Here is a 12,654-nt window from a genome sequence, read left to right as displayed (position 1 = left end):
CGTTACGACTAGCGAAATTGCGCGAGGAACCGCAAGTCGTTGTCGAAGAACAGACGCAAGTCGTTCACGCCGTAACGGAGCATGGCCAGACGCTCGACGCCCATGCCGAAGGCAAAGCCGGAGAACTCTTCCGGATCGATACCAGACATGCGCAGCACGTTCGGGTGAACCATGCCGCAGCCCATCACTTCCAGCCAGCCAGTCTGCTTGCAGACACGGCAGCCTTTACCGCTGCACATCACGCATTCCATGTCGACTTCAGCGGACGGCTCGGTGAACGGGAAGTACGAAGGACGGAAGCGTACGGCCAGTTCTTTCTCGAAGAACACGCGCAGGAATTCTTCGATGGTGCCTTTGAGATCGGCAAAATTGATATCGCGATCAACCAGCAGGCCTTCGACCTGGTGGAACATCGGCGAGTGGGTGATATCGGAGTCGCTACGGTACACACGGCCTGGGCAGACAATGCGGATCGGCGGCTGTTTCGATTCCATGGTGCGGACCTGTACCGGCGAGGTATGGGTGCGCAGCAACATGTTTGCGTTGAAATAGAAGGTGTCGTGCATCGACCGGGCCGGGTGATGGCCTGGGATGTTGAGCGCTTCAAAGTTGTGATAGTCGTCTTCGACTTCGGGGCCTTCGGCGATGCCGTAGCCAATACGAGTAAAGAACTGTTCGACACGCTCCAGAGTCCGGGTAACCGGATGCAGACCACCGGAGGTCTGGCCACGGCCCGGCAACGTCACATCAATGGATTCGGCAGACAGTTTGGCAGCCAGTTCGGCTTCCTCAAACAGCGCCATGCGCGCATTGAGAACGCCTGTAACACGTTCCTTGGCAACGTTGATCAGCGCGCCGACTTGCGGACGCTCTTCTGCCGGCAAATTCCCCAGGGTCTTCATCACCTGAGTCAATTCACCCTTTTTGCCAAGGTATTGAACCCGGATTTGCTCCAGGGCATTGATATCTTCAGCGCTTTGCACAGCCTCTAGTGCTTGAGAGACCAGCGCATCCAGGTTTTCCATGTACAGACTCCAGATACAAAATAGGGGAAGAGCTTGAAGGCTCTTCCCCTATTTATGACGTTTAACACCTGACCCCACAGAGGTGAGGCCGGGTGACTGTCGGGGGTACTTAAGCCAAGGTGGCTTTAGCTTTCTCGACAATCGCAGCAAACGCCGCTTTTTCGTTCACTGCCAGATCAGCCAGAACCTTACGGTCGATCTCGATGGAAGCTTTTTTCAGGCCAGCGATGAAACGGCTGTAGGACAGACCGTTAACACGAGCACCAGCGTTGATACGAGCGATCCACAGAGCGCGGAACTGACGTTTTTTCTGACGACGGTCACGGTAGGCGTATTGGCCAGCCTTGATAACCGCTTGCTTGGCAACACGGAATACGCGGGAGCGTGCGCCGTAGTAGCCTTTAGCAAGTTTCAGAATTTTCTTGTGGCGCTTACGCGCCATGACGCCACGCTTTACACGAGCCATGAGTTACTTCCTCTATTCTTGACTAAAATTAACGAAGGCGCAGCATGCGCTCGACTTTTGCGACGTCCGACGGATGCAGCAAGCTGCTACCGCGCAGTTGACGCTTACGCTTGGTCGACATTTTAGTCAGGATGTGGCTCTTGAAAGCGTGCTTGTGCTTGATACCGTTAGCAGTTTTCAGAAACCGCTTAGCAGCACCACTTTTAGTTTTCATCTTTGGCATGTTCGGTACTCCGCATTCAGTTGATAAACATAATCAGAAGGCCTGCCGTGCCCTATTGATTACTTCTTCTTTTTCGGGGCGATGACCATGATCAGCTGGCGTCCTTCCATCTTAGGATGCTGTTCGACCGAACCGTACTCGAGCAGGTCAGCTTCAACCCGCTTGAGGAGTTCCATCCCCAGCTCCTGGTGGGCCATCTCACGGCCGCGGAATCGCAAGGATACCTTGGCCCTGTCCCCATCACTCAGGAAACGTACCAGGTTGCGCAGTTTTACCTGGTAATCCCCTTCCTCCGTCCCTGGACGAAACTTGATTTCTTTAACCTGAATCTGCTTCTGGTTTTTCTTGGCTGCGGCAACCTGCTTCTTCTTTTCGAAGATCGATTTGCCGTAGTCCATCAGTTTGCAAACAGGGGGTACTGCATCGGCGGAAATTTCCACCAAATCCAGTTTGGCCTCTTCAGCCTTAAGAAGCGCGTCTTCAATTGACACAATCCCAAGCTGTTCACCTTCAGCCCCAATTAACCGAACCTCGCGTGCCGAGATATTCTCGTTGATCGGGGCTTTCGGTGCAGCTCGTTTATCTTGTCTCATTTCACGCTTAATAATAATTACTCCGAATCTGGGCGACCACGCCGGGAAACCGCTTGCGCGAGAAACTCAGCGAACTGGGCGACGGGCATAGAGCCCAGGTCAGCACCTTCACGAGTACGCACAGCGACAGTCTGCATCTCGACTTCCTTATCTCCGATAACCAAAAGATAGGGAACCTTGAGCAAAGTATGCTCGCGGATTTTAAAGCCGATCTTTTCATTTCTCAAGTCGGACTTGGCACGAAATCCGCTTTCAGCGAGAGTTTTTTCAACTTCGGCGACGAAATCCGCCTGTTTATCAGTGATATTCATGATCACTGCCTGGGTTGGCGCCAGCCACGCAGGGAATGCACCTTCGTAATGCTCGATCAGGATTCCGACGAAACGCTCGAAGGATCCAAGGATCGCGCGGTGCAACATCACCGGGTGTTTGCGACTATTGTCTTCGGAGACGTATTCGGCGCCGAGACGGACAGGCAGGTTAAAATCGAGCTGCAAGGTACCACACTGCCACACACGACCGAGGCAATCTTTCAGCGAAAATTCGATCTTCGGACCGTAGAACGCACCCTCACCCGGCTGCAGATCGTACGGCAAGCCCGCAGAATCAAGGGCTGCAGCCAATGCAGCTTCGGCGCGATCCCACAGCTCGTCGGAACCGACGCGCTTTTCCGGACGAGTGGACAGTTTCATCTCGACATCGGTAAAGCCGAAGTCACGATATACGTCCATTGTCAGCTTGATGAACGCAGCGGATTCAGCCTGCATCTGCTCTTCTGTGCAGAAGATGTGGGCGTCGTCCTGAGTGAACGCGCGCACACGCATGATGCCGTGAAGCGCACCCGACGGCTCGTTACGGTGGCAGGCACCGAACTCTGCCAGACGCATCGGCAGCTCGCGGTAGCTCTTCAGGCCTTGATTGAACACCTGCACGTGGCAAGGGCAGTTCATCGGCTTGATCGCGTAGTCGCGGTTTTCCGACTGAGTGGTGAACATGTTGTCGGCGTAGTTGGCCCAGTGCCCGGATTTCTCCCACAGGCTGCGGTCAACCACTTGCGGCGTCTTGATCTCAAGGTAGCCGTTGTCATGCTGCACTTTGCGCATGTACTGCTCGAGCACCTGGTACAGAGTCCAGCCGTTCGGGTGCCAGAACACCATGCCCGGGGATTCTTCCTGAGTGTGGAACAGACCAAGGCGCTTGCCGATCTTGCGGTGATCGCGCTTCTCGGCTTCTTCGATGCGCTGAATGTAAGCCGCCAACTGCTTTTTGTCCGCCCAAGCAGTACCGTAAACGCGCTGCAACTGCTCGTTCTTGGCGTCGCCGCGCCAGTAGGCACCGGACAGCTTGGTCAGCTTGAAGGATTTCAGGAAGCGGGTGTTCGGCACATGCGGGCCGCGGCACATGTCGACATATTCTTCGTGATAGTACAGACCCATGGCCTGTTCATTCGGCATGTCCTCGACCAGACGCAGCTTGTAGTCTTCGCCGCGAGCCTTGAACACTTCGATCACTTCGGCACGCGGAGTGACTTTCTTGATGACGTCGTAATCTTTCTCGATCAGCTGCTGCATGCGCTGTTCGATGGCCGCCATGTCGTCCGGAGTAAAAGGACGCTCGAAGGCGATGTCGTAATAGAAGCCTTCATCGATGACCGGCCCGATCACCATTTTGGCAGTCGGGTAGAGCTGCTTGACCGCATGGCCAACCAGGTGGGCGCAAGAGTGGCGAATGATCTCCAGCCCCTCTTCATCCTTTGGCGTAATGATTTGCAGCGTAGCGTCGCTGTCGATGATGTCGCTGGCGTCGACCAACTGGCCATTGACCTTGCCGGCCAGAGTGGCCTTGGCCAGACCTGCACCAATGGATGCGGCGACCTCGGCTACGGAAACCGGGTGATCGAATGAACGTTGACTGCCGTCGGGAAGAGTAATAGTTGGCATGGCGCCTCCTCTCCTAGTGGTGACCCCTACCAAAGGTCACGTGGGTTGGGATGAGCCAGTACAAGATCCGATCCAGGCCATTCAATGACGAACGCCTGCCTTACAGCGGCAGGAGCCTTGCGGCCAACCGGAAAACCGAACCAGAGTGACTGGGATTCAAATCAGAATATTCGCACGTTGACCGCCGCCGGGACTGAAAGTCATCCGGAGCCTGAGAACGCTTGAGCCCGGCATGCTAGCACAGATGAGCGGTCACTTAATGCCTCTGTTTCACCAGAAGGCAAATCGTCCGCTTTTATGCCAGAGTGCTGAACTTGATGGGCCCTTATGCCCTCAGATAACAAGACATTGACCCACAAGGAGCATCCTCGCATGCGTCTGAATACCTTATTCGCCGTAGTCGCCCCCATTGTTCTGCTGCTGCCGCTGAGCGCTCATGCCGACTGGCCAAAGGGCGAGCGCGACAAATACATGGCCCAGTGCACCCAGGCGGCGACTCCGCAGATTGGCGCCGCCGCGGCCAAGTCTCACTGCGCCTGTGGCGCCGATGCCATCAAGTCTTACCCGGCCGGCGACATTCAAGCGCTGATGGACAACAAGGCCACCCCTGAACTGCAGCAGAAAGCGCTGGGCCAAATCGCCAAATGCAAGGCCAACGCTCCAGCGAAAAAGTAAGAAAAAATGTGATCTGACTCGACTCAACGCCGGAAAAAACGGCTGAATTTGAGCCTTTTCAGACGATTTATGCAGGTTTTACAGGTTTTTTTATTGTCTTTACTTTTCGCTAAAACCCTTTCAAACCGGGGCTTTCAGCCGAAACAGACGGTAAAGAAAACACGACGGATCGGCAAACAGCACGTCCGGGGGGCTACCAAAGCGAACATTTCGACTATGATACCCGGGTGTGCCCAGTTGGCCTGAGCAGCACAGTACTGAAAAATATATGTTTCTTGGAGATACACCATGTCTAATCGCCAAACCGGCACCGTTAAGTGGTTCAACGATGAAAAAGGCTTCGGCTTCATCACTCCTCAAGGTGGCGGTGACGACCTGTTCGTACACTTCAAAGCTATCGAAAGCGACGGTTTCAAAAGCCTGAAAGAAGGCCAGACCGTTTCCTTCGTGGCTGAGAAAGGCCAAAAGGGTATGCAAGCTGCACAGGTTCGCCCAGAGTAATTTCTCGGCGCACTAAAAAAACCCCGTCCATGTGACGGGGTTTTTTATGCCTGACATAAAAGCTGCCAGCAATCAGCCGCAGTTGACGCGAGTAATCACTAGGTTGTTATCGGTATTGAGGTTCAAGCGATCCGAGCGGTATTCCAGGGTGATCATGTCATCTGGCTTGAGGAAACGGGCGTTTTGCGCACCGGCCTTGGCGCGAGCCTGCTCCAGCAACTCTGGCGAAGCTTTCTTGCCAATGGCGAATTCCGCCGCCGTTGCTTCACAGCGGCCATGACCAGCATCGGTCGCCACAGATTCCTTTGCCGACTCGCTGGAGGTCGTACTGCAACCGGCCAACATGGCAACGGCCATAAGTGCACCCAGTGACGCGAACTTCAAAGGCATGAAGCCTCCTTGTTTTCAAATTATTAAGCTGAGATCGTGCGACCGCCGTACCGGCGTTTGGTTGCATGACAAATGCCATCACCCTGCCCCATGACCGGAAAAACGCCGAGTGTGCCTGAGCAGCACCCATCGCCTCATATCTCAATCGTGACTGAATATTAACGACGCTCAGTAGACGTCGATGTAGTCATATGGCGGATTCGGCCAATTCTCTTTTAGCGCGTTGAAGATCTGCATTACCCACACTTCATCACTGGCCGCGACATTACCCACATAACCCGAGCCCTTGGCCCAGGTTTCAAGACGAAACAACAGGCCGTCGATGTTTTGGCCGCCCGTCACCCCCGAAGAGATGTAGGCGATACCGCCCTTGGTCACACGCAGTTGCGTGTGCTTATCATCGCTGGCCGACGCCAGCAATTGACGTACTGCATCGAGGGCAAGGCCGTCAGGAGTACTCAAATCGATCTGCAAAGCACAATCCTTGGATAAGCCGGAAAAGACCAAGTGTCGCATAGCGCTCCGCTCATGCCTAAGTCGCAGTGCCAAACGCCCGACAAAATGGTTAACTCGACGCACAGACCTCCCGACTTTCCGAGCCTCATCATGACCAGCCTAAGCATCGAAGCCGACATCAAAGCCAAATGGGCCGACGGACACAGCTCCTACAGCCCGGGAACCACAGAAGAGTTGGCGCTGATTGGTATTGATCTGCTGGTCAAGGATCTGGGAACACAAGCGGCCCAGCATTTCATCCAGCAGATTTTCGAAAGGTACCCGACCGAGCAGGTCGAACAAGAGCCGGGAGAATAAAAAAACCCGCAGGCTGGCACCTGCGGGTCGCTCATTTACTTCAGGCGTTTCAGGCGTTCGGTCAACAGATCGAAGAAACCCTGGGCATCGCCATTTTCCACCCAGAAGGCATTCTTCGGTGCCTTGAGGCCGTCATACCAATCGACAATGGTCTGACCGAAAGTCGGGCCTTCACGACTATCAACCACGACATTCACCGAACGACCGGTGAAGAGTTCGGGCTTGAGCAGATAAGCCACGACGGTGGCGTCATGCACCGGGCCACCCGGAATGCCGTAGTGCTCCATATCGCCTTTGATGTATTCGTTAAGGATGTCGCCGACAATTTTGCTCGCGTTATTGTTGAGTGCGGCAATCTGCTTCAAGCGCGCATCGCTGGTGAGAATCTTGTGGGTCACATCCAGTGGCAGATAGGTCAGCTTCACGCCGCTCTTGAGCACCACTTCTGCAGCTTGCGGATCGGCAAACAGGTTGAATTCAGCCACCGGGGTGATGTTGCCACCATTGAAGTGCGCACCACCCATGATCACCACTTCCTTGATGCCCTGGACAATCTCCGGCTCCTGGATCAACGCCAGTGCCAGGTTGGTCTGCGGGCCGAGCATGGCGATGGTGATGCTGTGCGGCTTGGCTTTCTTCAGGGTATCGATCAGGTAGTTGACCGCATTACCTTCGGCCAGTCCTTTTTTCGGCTCATGCACAGTGACACCCGACAGGCCTTCCTTGCCATGGATGTTCTCCGCGTAGATCGGCGTACGCATCAGCGGCTTTGGTGCGCCGGCATAGACAGGCACATCCTCGCGCCCCGCCCACTCGCGAGCCAGACGCGCGTTACGCGAAGTCTTGTCGAGGCGCACGTTGCCGGCAACAGTGGTCAGCGCACGAATGTTCAGTTCGTCCGGCGAGGCCAGCGCGAACAGCAAGGCGACCACGTCGTCGGCACCCGGGTCAGTGTCGATGATCAGGTCGATTTTTTCCGCCGCATGAGCGCCGGTTGCAGTTATCACTGACAAAAGCAGCAGGCTCCGGATTAGTTGATGCAGTTTTTGAGCATAGCGTTGCATGGCGCATTCCTTGTGCATGAGAAATCGAAAGTTAGAACGTAACACCTGCCAACAAAACGATGTTGCAGTAAGGCTGACATTCGCCTGTACGAACAATCGCCCGTGCCTGTCGGCTGAGAACCTTGAATTGCTCGTGACTGAGTAGTTCTCGACGACCCAAGGCGCCCTCTTCATTCAACTCGTCCAGCGTGATCAGCGCTGTTGGCTGCTTGTCGAAGATCTCTTTGGCCAGCACATGACTTTCCACCTGCATTTCGCTGAGCACGACTTTCAGCGTGCTGACGAAATCGGGGACACCATGGGTCAGTGCCAGATCGATCAGTTCGACACCGGGCGGCACCGGCAATCCGGCATCACCAATGACCACCATGTCGCCATGACCCAGGGAGGCAATCAGCCGCGACAACGCAATGTTGAGCAATGGAGTCTTCTTCATGCGGGTTTAAACGCCTGTACGTCGGACATTGTTGGGATAGATGGCTGTGCACCGGCGCGAGTCACTGACAATGCGGCGGCAATCTGTCCGTAGCGAATCGCTTCGGCCTCGGACTTGCCAGCGGCCAGCGCAGCGGCGAAACCACCGACGAAAGTGTCCCCCGCCGCCGTGGTATCGACAGCTTTCACTTTCGGAGCGGGGAAATGCTCGAAACCTTTGCCGTTGGCGAATAACGAACCCTCGGCGCCGAGAGTGATGATGACTTTGCCAGCCCCCATCGCAATCAAATGACTCGCCGCGCTTTTCGCGGTGTCCAGCGAGTCGACCGGCAGGCCGCTCAACGCGGCAGCTTCGCTTTCATTGGGAATCAGATAATCGATGGCCGCAAACCAGTCGGCCGGCAATGGACGACTGGCGGGTGCCGGATTGAGGATGACGGTCTTGCCCAGCGCATGTGCGCGTTTGAGCGCATGGCCCACCGTTGCATCCGGGATCTCGAGCTGGCAGATGACAACTTCAGCGGCCTGCAAAACCGGGTCGAACCGGTCGATCACCCCGGGCGTCATTGCGCCGTTGGCTCCGGCGACAATCACAATAGCGTTCTGACTGTTGTCATCGACCACGATCAGCGCAACACCACTGGAATCCTCGACAACGCTCACCGCCTGGCAGTCAATCTGCTCAGCCAACAAGGCGTCACGCAGTTGCACGCCGTAATCGTCGTTGCCAACACAACCAACCATCGCCACTTGCGCGCCCAATCGCGCAGCAGCCACGGCCTGATTGGCGCCCTTGCCACCAGATACGGTGGTAAACGAATGACCGATCAGTGTTTCTCCACCCCGGGGCAACCGTGGCGCCCGGGTCACCAGGTCCATGTTCAGGCTGCCTATTACCACTACATTTGCTGGCATAGATCATTACTCGTCAATTCGGTTTCAGCGGTATTCGGTGAACACGCCGGACAGCGGCGCGGTCGACTCGCGCAAGACAATACTCGGGGTCACGATTCGTTGATCAGTGCCCAGACTCGGGGTAGCAATCCTTCGCAGCAACACTTCGGCCGCCATCTCGCCCAGTTGCAGGATCGACTGGCCGACGGTGGTCAGCGCCGGGTAAACGTAACGACTCATCTGGATATCGTCGAAACCGATCACCGATAGCTCGGTCGGCACCCGCACGTTGCGTTCTGCCGCTGCGCGCAACACACCGATACCGATCATGTCGTTACCGGCAAAAATCGCACTCGGCGGATTCTTTTCGAGCAGGACCGCCGCTGCGTTGTAACCCCCAGTGCTGGTGAAATCGCTTTCCAGCATGCGCGCCGGGCGTACTTCTATACCCGCCTCTTTCAGCGCACGGCAATATCCGGCTTGGCGCATCTGCGCGACGCTGGTGCTCGCCGGGCCGCCGATAGTCGCTATGTCGCGATGACCAAGCTCCAGCAGATGCCGGGTGGCGAGGTAAGCGCCGTATTCATGATCGATACGTACCAGATCCGCATCCACGCCATCCAGGCCACGGTCGACAATCACCATCGGCGTCTTCACACCGGCCAGCCCTTGCGCCAGGCCACTGTCACCACCGGCTGAGGCGACGATCAAACCATCAATGCGTTTCTCCAGCAGAACACGTAAATAGCTGCGCTGTTTCTCAGGGTTGTCATCGGAGTTGCAGAGAATCACGCAGTAGCCGTTACGCTCACAGTAATCCTCAATGCCCCGCGCCAGCTCGGCAAAGTAGGGGTTGAGACTGTTGGGCACCAAGAGGCCAATAGTTGCAGTGGTCTTGGCTTTCAGCGAACGCGCCACCGCGCTTGGTACATAGTCGAGGGTCTTGATGGCCGCTTCGACTTTCAGCCGCACCTCCTGACTGACCGGGCGGGTGTTGTTCACCACATGAGACACGGTCGTATAGGAAATTCCCGCGAGCGCCGCTACATCCTTGATCGTCGCCATGTCTCAGCCCCGCCGACTGGCGCGCTGGCTGCGATAAGTATCGAGCACTACCGCAATGACAATCACTGCACCGGTGATGATGCGTTTGGTCGGTTCAGTTGCGCCAATCTGCGCGAGCCCGGCCGCCAGTACGGAAATAATCAACACGCCGAAGAATGTGCTGATTACCGAACCCCGGCCGCCCATCAGACTGGTGCCGCCGATCACTACAGCGGCAATCACTTGCAGTTCCAGACCGGAACCGGCATTCGGGTCAGCCGCTTCCAGGCGGGAGATCTGAAACAGTGCGGCGACACCGGCCAGCAGGCCCATCAGGCTGAATACCAGAATCTTGTAGGGCTTCGGGTTGATCCCCGCCAGACGCACCGCCTCTTCGTTGGTGCCGATGCCGATCAGGTAACGGCCGAACACGGTGCGCGTCAAAACCGCTTGTGCAATAAAGATCACCAGCAGGGCAATGATGAACGACGGCGAGATGCCGAAAGCGATCGGGTTCGACAGCCAGGCAAAGGAATCACCGATATAAGCCGTGCGCGAGCCAGTCATCTGATACGCCAGACCGCGGGCCATTTCCAGCACACCGAGGGAAACGATGAACGATGGAATCCGCCAGGCCACAGTGATCGAACCGGTAATGGTGCCGGCCAATGCCGCTACCGCCATACCGAGCAACGCCGAGGGCAAGACGCTCCAGCCCCAGCCGAGCATGGCGACGCTGACCGTCGATGCCGCCAGCGCCAGCACCGAGCCCACCGAAAGGTCGATGCCACCGATGATCAGCACGAAGGTCATGCCGACCGCCAGCACCATCAGATCGGGGATCTGGTTGGCCAGCGTACTGAAGGTGTTATAGGACAAAAAGTGGCTGCTCAAGACCGAGAACAGCGCGATCATCGCCAGCAAGGCACCGGCCAGCCCCAGATAGGTACCCAGTCCGTAAAAATTGCCACTACGTTTGCCGGCAGGAGATGCAGTTTTCATGGGAGATCCCTAGGCGCTGCTTCGTTGAGCAACGCATCACGTTTTTGGTAGCCGGCGAACGCGGCGGCAAGCAAATCATCCTGGGTCCAGCTGTCGCGCTCGAAGGTGTCGATCAGACGCCCTGCCGACAGCACGCCGATCCGGTCGCAGATCAGCATCAATTCACGCAGGTCACTGGACACCACCACCAGCGCTTTACCCTGGCGAGTCAGTTCCCCGAGCAAGGCATAAATGTCGAACTTGGCACCGACGTCGATACCGCGCGTGGGCTCGTCGAACAACAGCACCGAACAATCGCGTTCCAGCCAACGGCCAATCACGACCTTCTGCTGGTTGCCGCCGGACAGCTCTGACACCAGCTGTGTCGGGCTGGAACTGCGGATGCGCATGGCGGCAATCTGACGTTGCGCCAACGAGATCTCGTCGCCGTTATTGACGAAACCACCGCTGGAAATTTCCGGCATGTTGCCCAAGGCGATGTTGGCGCTGATCGACTGACTGAGCAGCAGGCCTTCGCCCTTGCGGTCCTCGGTGATCAACGCAATGCCATTACGTACAGCATCGACCGGTGATCGTACGCTCACCACTTGAGCAGGCGAACCCAATGCGATCGTGCCACTGTCGGCGACATCGGCACCGAAGATCAAACGCAGCAGTTCTGTGCGCCCCGCTCCAATCAGCCCGGAAATCCCGAAGATCTCCCCGGCGCGCACTTCGAACGAGACATCGCGCACTTTGTCTGAGCGAGTCAGGCCGTTGACCGTCAACGCCGGAGCGCCAATCTTGCGCGGCCCCAAATCGATGTGTTCGCGCAGCTCCCGGCCGACCATCAGCGTGACCAACTGTTCGCTGTTGTAATTGGCCATCGGCTCGACGCAGACCAGATTTCCGTCGCGCAGCACGGCAATGCGCTGGGCGACTCGCGCCAGCTCTTCAAGACGGTGGGAAATGTAAATGATCGAGACGCCGCGAGCCTGCAATCGGGTGATCTGCTCGAAGAGCATTTCGACTTCGCGCGCGGTGAGCATCGCGGTCGGCTCATCAAGAATCAGCACATGGCAATCGCCGATCAGGTTGCGAGCGATTTCGACCATCTGCTGATGCCCGATGCCCAACTCGCCGACCAGTGTGTCCGGATCGATCGCGTCGAGCCCAACCTGGGCCATGGCCTCGATCGCTGCTTTTCGCAATTGCTTGCGGCTGATCCAGCCACCGTTACTCGGCAAGTTGTCGAGGAACAGGTTCTCCGCTACCGACAGCGTCGGCAGCAGATTGAGTTCTTGCATGACCATGCGCACGCCAAGATCTTCAGCCTGGGTACGGCTGCCCGGACGATAGTCCTTGCCCTGAAATTGCATCTGGCCAGTGGTCGGCGTGACCAGACCACCAATGATCTTCGAAAGCGTGCTTTTACCGGCACCATTCTCGCCGGTCAGCGCCAGCACTTCACCGCGCATCAGCGTCAAATCGATGCCGGCAAGCACCGGTTGCGCATAGGTCTTACCGATACCGCTGACCGAGAGGACAGCGTTCGGGGCGGAAACTGACATAAAAAATCTCCATGCGCTCGCCCGGACGGACGAGCGCCA

General features: G+C 56.7%; 16 protein-coding genes. 3 read left to right on the top strand and 13 right to left on the bottom strand.

Annotated features, from left to right (window positions below; all coding sequences use genetic code 11):
• Nucleotides 1-8: 8 nt before the first annotated feature.
• The 5 genes from pheS to thrS all read right to left on the bottom strand — a co-directional run bounded on the left by pheS (nt 9) and on the right by thrS (nt 4,247).
• Nucleotides 9-1,025, bottom strand: coding sequence for a phenylalanine--tRNA ligase subunit alpha (gene pheS / locus ACA069_RS10570; protein ID WP_003226365.1), 1,017 nt, complete (start codon nt 1,023-1,025; stop codon nt 9-11).
• 109 nt (nt 1,026-1,134) lie between these two features.
• Nucleotides 1,135-1,491 carry a 50S ribosomal protein L20 gene (gene rplT / locus ACA069_RS10565; RefSeq protein ID WP_003219940.1) on the bottom strand — a complete coding sequence of 119 codons (357 nt, stop codon included), beginning with the start codon at nt 1,489-1,491 and terminating at the stop codon, nt 1,135-1,137.
• Nucleotides 1,492-1,519: 28 nt separating this feature from the next.
• Nucleotides 1,520-1,714, bottom strand: coding sequence for a 50S ribosomal protein L35 (rpmI, locus tag ACA069_RS10560; RefSeq protein ID WP_002553160.1), 195 nt, complete (start codon nt 1,712-1,714; stop codon nt 1,520-1,522).
• A gap of 59 nt (nt 1,715-1,773) precedes the next feature.
• The gene (gene infC, locus ACA069_RS10555) at nt 1,774-2,325 is read right to left on the bottom strand and encodes a translation initiation factor IF-3 (protein WP_170947229.1); all 552 of its coding nucleotides are present in this window, start codon (nt 2,323-2,325) and stop codon (nt 1,774-1,776) included.
• On the bottom strand, nt 2,325-4,247 hold the full coding sequence (gene thrS, locus ACA069_RS10550) for a threonine--tRNA ligase (protein WP_489881453.1): 1,923 nt from the start codon (nt 4,245-4,247) through the stop codon (nt 2,325-2,327). Before thrS ends, infC begins: the two co-directional genes overlap by 1 nt.
• A gap of 372 nt (nt 4,248-4,619) precedes the next feature.
• Here thrS and ACA069_RS10545 point away from each other — a divergent pair, with 372 nt between their 5' ends.
• Together ACA069_RS10545 and ACA069_RS10540 are read left to right on the top strand one after the other, a co-directional pair.
• Nucleotides 4,620-4,922 (top strand): hypothetical protein, encoded by a 303-nt coding sequence (locus ACA069_RS10545; RefSeq protein WP_187676967.1) that lies wholly within the window; start codon nt 4,620-4,622, stop codon nt 4,920-4,922.
• Between the two features lie 288 nt (nt 4,923-5,210).
• On the top strand, nt 5,211-5,423 hold the full coding sequence (locus ACA069_RS10540; protein ID WP_003179963.1) for a cold-shock protein: 213 nt from the start codon (nt 5,211-5,213) through the stop codon (nt 5,421-5,423).
• Between the two features lie 72 nt (nt 5,424-5,495).
• On the opposite strand, the gene ACA069_RS10535 is transcribed toward ACA069_RS10540, so the two are convergent.
• Together ACA069_RS10535 and ACA069_RS10530 are read right to left on the bottom strand one after the other, a co-directional pair.
• Nucleotides 5,496-5,813 carry an I78 family peptidase inhibitor gene (locus ACA069_RS10535; RefSeq protein WP_401271509.1) on the bottom strand — a complete coding sequence of 106 codons (318 nt, stop codon included), beginning with the start codon at nt 5,811-5,813 and terminating at the stop codon, nt 5,496-5,498.
• Between the two features lie 168 nt (nt 5,814-5,981).
• Nucleotides 5,982-6,287 (bottom strand): hypothetical protein, encoded by a 306-nt coding sequence (locus tag ACA069_RS10530; protein WP_489881451.1) that lies wholly within the window; start codon nt 6,285-6,287, stop codon nt 5,982-5,984.
• Nucleotides 6,288-6,419: 132 nt separating this feature from the next.
• On the opposite strand from ACA069_RS10530, the gene ACA069_RS10525 reads away from it, so the two are divergent.
• The gene (locus tag ACA069_RS10525) at nt 6,420-6,626 is read left to right on the top strand and encodes a hypothetical protein (protein WP_401271515.1); all 207 of its coding nucleotides are present in this window, start codon (nt 6,420-6,422) and stop codon (nt 6,624-6,626) included.
• 35 nt (nt 6,627-6,661) lie between these two features.
• Here the strand turns inward: ACA069_RS10525 and ACA069_RS10520 are convergent, their stop codons facing one another.
• The 6 genes from ACA069_RS10520 to ACA069_RS10495 are packed head-to-tail and all read right to left on the bottom strand — an operon-like array spanning nt 6,662 to nt 12,615.
• A complete protein-coding gene (locus tag ACA069_RS10520) occupies nt 6,662-7,690 on the bottom strand; it encodes a nucleoside hydrolase (RefSeq protein WP_123532934.1) in 1,029 nt (342 codons plus the stop codon).
• Nucleotides 7,691-7,721: 31 nt separating this feature from the next.
• The gene (gene rbsD / locus ACA069_RS10515; RefSeq protein WP_497617364.1) at nt 7,722-8,126 is read right to left on the bottom strand and encodes a D-ribose pyranase; all 405 of its coding nucleotides are present in this window, start codon (nt 8,124-8,126) and stop codon (nt 7,722-7,724) included.
• Nucleotides 8,123-9,040 carry a ribokinase gene (gene rbsK / locus ACA069_RS10510; RefSeq protein ID WP_187676961.1) on the bottom strand — a complete coding sequence of 306 codons (918 nt, stop codon included), beginning with the start codon at nt 9,038-9,040 and terminating at the stop codon, nt 8,123-8,125. Before rbsK ends, rbsD begins: the two co-directional genes overlap by 4 nt.
• 24 nt (nt 9,041-9,064) lie before the next feature.
• Complete coding sequence (locus tag ACA069_RS10505) at nt 9,065-10,084, bottom strand: LacI family DNA-binding transcriptional regulator (RefSeq protein ID WP_497617362.1); 1,020 nt, start codon at nt 10,082-10,084, stop codon at nt 9,065-9,067.
• Nucleotides 10,085-10,087: 3 nt separating this feature from the next.
• Nucleotides 10,088-11,065 carry an ABC transporter permease gene (locus ACA069_RS10500; RefSeq protein WP_187676959.1) on the bottom strand — a complete coding sequence of 326 codons (978 nt, stop codon included), beginning with the start codon at nt 11,063-11,065 and terminating at the stop codon, nt 10,088-10,090.
• Nucleotides 11,062-12,615, bottom strand: coding sequence for a sugar ABC transporter ATP-binding protein (locus ACA069_RS10495; RefSeq protein WP_497617359.1), 1,554 nt, complete (start codon nt 12,613-12,615; stop codon nt 11,062-11,064). Before ACA069_RS10495 ends, ACA069_RS10500 begins: the two co-directional genes overlap by 4 nt.
• Nucleotides 12,616-12,654: the final 39 nt, after the last annotated feature.

It is taken from the genome of Pseudomonas sp. LBUM1652 (genome assembly GCF_059716105.1).
The sequence above is the reverse complement of the archived record's forward strand: the minus strand, read 5'-3'. Positions and strand labels throughout refer to the sequence as shown.

What these genes read in the sequence shown, in the direction of transcription:
- ACA069_RS10505 (WP_497617362.1), bottom strand. Translation starts at nt 10,084, where the DNA reads ATGGCGACGATCAAGGATGTAGCGGCGCTCGCGGGAATTTCCTATACG.
- rplT (WP_003219940.1), bottom strand. Translation starts at nt 1,491, where the DNA reads ATGGCTCGTGTAAAGCGTGGCGTCATGGCGCGTAAGCGCCACAAGAAA.
- ACA069_RS10500 (WP_187676959.1), bottom strand. Translation starts at nt 11,065, where the DNA reads ATGAAAACTGCATCTCCTGCCGGCAAACGTAGTGGCAATTTTTACGGA.
- ACA069_RS10535 (WP_401271509.1), bottom strand. Translation starts at nt 5,813, where the DNA reads ATGCCTTTGAAGTTCGCGTCACTGGGTGCACTTATGGCCGTTGCCATG.
- ACA069_RS10520 (WP_123532934.1), bottom strand. Translation starts at nt 7,690, where the DNA reads ATGCAACGCTATGCTCAAAAACTGCATCAACTAATCCGGAGCCTGCTG.
- pheS (WP_003226365.1), bottom strand. Translation starts at nt 1,025, where the DNA reads ATGGAAAACCTGGATGCGCTGGTCTCTCAAGCACTAGAGGCTGTGCAA.
- ACA069_RS10545 (WP_187676967.1), top strand. Translation starts at nt 4,620, where the DNA reads ATGCGTCTGAATACCTTATTCGCCGTAGTCGCCCCCATTGTTCTGCTG.
- ACA069_RS10525 (WP_401271515.1), top strand. Translation starts at nt 6,420, where the DNA reads ATGACCAGCCTAAGCATCGAAGCCGACATCAAAGCCAAATGGGCCGAC.
- ACA069_RS10540 (WP_003179963.1), top strand. Translation starts at nt 5,211, where the DNA reads ATGTCTAATCGCCAAACCGGCACCGTTAAGTGGTTCAACGATGAAAAA.
- thrS (WP_489881453.1), bottom strand. Translation starts at nt 4,247, where the DNA reads ATGCCAACTATTACTCTTCCCGACGGCAGTCAACGTTCATTCGATCAC.
- rbsK (WP_187676961.1), bottom strand. Translation starts at nt 9,040, where the DNA reads ATGCCAGCAAATGTAGTGGTAATAGGCAGCCTGAACATGGACCTGGTG.
- rpmI (WP_002553160.1), bottom strand. Translation starts at nt 1,714, where the DNA reads ATGCCAAAGATGAAAACTAAAAGTGGTGCTGCTAAGCGGTTTCTGAAA.
- rbsD (WP_497617364.1), bottom strand. Translation starts at nt 8,126, where the DNA reads ATGAAGAAGACTCCATTGCTCAACATTGCGTTGTCGCGGCTGATTGCC.
- ACA069_RS10495 (WP_497617359.1), bottom strand. Translation starts at nt 12,615, where the DNA reads ATGTCAGTTTCCGCCCCGAACGCTGTCCTCTCGGTCAGCGGTATCGGT.